The sequence below is a fragment of the Actinomadura darangshiensis genome (assembly GCF_004349235.1).
Classification (GTDB): Bacteria; Actinomycetota; Actinomycetes; order Streptosporangiales; family Streptosporangiaceae; genus Spirillospora; species Spirillospora darangshiensis.
In genome coordinates, this window is the sequence record NZ_SMKY01000580.1 from 1 (window position 1) to 2,108 (window position 2,108).

1 protein-coding gene is annotated in these 2,108 nt (G+C 70.9%); it reads left to right on the forward strand.

All coding sequences use genetic code 11. The features are described 5' to 3' along the window. The first annotated feature begins 369 nt into the window (after positions 1 to 369). Complete coding sequence (locus E1293_RS46590; protein WP_132206503.1) at positions 370 to 1,806, forward strand: helix-turn-helix transcriptional regulator; 1,437 nt, start codon at positions 370 to 372, stop codon at positions 1,804 to 1,806. Positions 1,807 to 2,108 lie beyond the last annotated feature (302 nt).

The window sequence follows — 2,108 nt, forward strand, 5'->3', positions numbered from 1 at the left end:
CCCCAAGGACGGCCCGGACGCCGAGCTCTAGCCGGAGTCCGGCCGGGTCGACCGGTCGGGCCGGGGTCGACCGGGGTCGGCTGGGGTCGGTCGGTCCGGCCGTTCGGGCGATGGCCGGAAAGCGCAACGTACTGGTCAATATCGGCGGTGCTCGCGCCGCCGACTGCAAGGTCGGATACCGTCGGCGGGGTGACAGAAGCCGCGACCACCCGCGCCGGCCGTGCACCTCGCCCGCTCCCGGGCGTCCGCCGGCGCGAGTCCGGGACGTCACGTCCGCTGCCGCTTCGTTGCTCTCGATGTGCGATTACCCCCAATGTGCAATCATGTCGGCACCCCAGCCGCCTGTTTACTTCCGCTAAGTGAGTCCACATGCCGGGTCCAGGCAATGTCGGCGAACGTGTCCGCAACCTGCGGCTGACCAGACGCTTGTCGCAGGCACAGCTCGCCGGTCACGACCTTTCCGACAGCTATATCTCTCTGATCGAGTCGGGTAAGCGCACCCCGACGCCGACCGTCCTGCGCATGCTGGCGGAACGGCTCGGCTGCACCCCCGAGTACCTCGCCGAGGGCGTCGAGCCGGAGCAGCGCGCCCACCTCGAAGTACGGGAACGCCACGCGCACCTCGCGCTGCTGGGCGGCGACCCGGCCACGGCCGAGGCCGGCTTCGACGAGGTCATCGCCCGCAGCGACGACCCGGACCTGACGGCCCGCGCCCGCTGGGGCCGCGCCCGCGCGCTGGAGGAACTCGGCCAGACCGACCGCGCCATCGCGCTGTTCGAGGAACTGCGCGAACAGGCCGAACGCGACCCGGGCCGGGCGAGCTGGCTGCCCCCCGTCATCGCCCTCGCCCGCTGCTACCACGCCGTCGGCGACCTCGGCCAGGCGATCGCGCTCGGCGAGCGCGCCCTCGCCCGCCTCGCCCGCCTCGGCCTCAGCGCCGGCCACGAGTACACCGAGGCCGGACGGATCCTGCTGCTCGCCTACGTGGACCGCTCCGAACCCGTCCGCGCCCACGAACTGGGACGGCGCCTACTCCGCCCGGACGCCGACCCCGATTCGGCCAGCGTCCACTACCAGCGCGCCAGCCTGCGCGCCCTGGACGAGGGAACCGTCGGCGACTCCCTGTACTTCGCCGACCAGGCCCTGAACGCACGCACGGACACGACGCCCGTCCAAGCCCACGCACGACTCGCCCTTGCCGGGGCCAAGGCCCTCCTCAGGGGAGTCATGCCGTTCTCCGTCGCCGCACCACCCGACGTGGTGGCGACAGGCGAATACGGCTTCGAACGTCCACGCGCCGAAGGCTCCAGGGAGGCGGCGCAGGAGGCGCTCGAACTCCTCAAGTCCGCGACGGGCCTCGACGGTGCCGAGTACACCGAGACCACCATCGCCAAGGCCCGCGCCCTCGTCCTGGTCGGCGACTTCGACAACGCGATCGCGACGCTCGAACAGTTCCTCGACACCGGCCTGGCCTTGGCCGCCCCAGAGAGCACCCACACCGTCGCCCCGCAACCTGGCAACGACCTAAGCGACCGCACCCAGAAAACCGTTCTGGCCCGCCTCGTCCTGGCCCGCGCCCGCATAGCCCAAGGCGACCGCAACGCCGCCCACGTCGTCTTGGGTGCCGCGTCCGAGCAACTGGCCTCCCTCAAGGGCCGCCCGGCCGCCCACCTGTACCGCGAACTCGGCGAACTGTACGAACTCGTCCAGGCCCCCGAAAACGCCACCACCGCCTACCGCCAAGCCCTAGAAGCCGCCGGGCTGACGGCGCTATTTATTGCAGTGCCCTCCTCCTTCGGGCCTTGAGGGCCCTGCTGTGTTTATTGCAGTGCCCTCCTCCTTCGGGCCTGGCGGCCCTCCATCGTCGGGTACTGCGTGCGATCGCTGCATCGCTCCGGCTCGCCTTGCGGCTCGCTGCGCGATCAGGTTCTCGCTTCGCTTGAACCTGCCTTCGGACGCGATCGCGACTCCTGAGGTCGTCGCGTGGTTGCGGCGGGGGCTGATGTCGGCGCGTTCACACACATGCACATCCCTGACACCGCGGCAGTCCGGTTCCGTGGTTGCGGTGGTGGCTTGGGCGCTGTGGGCTTCTGGGGTGGGGGCGGAAT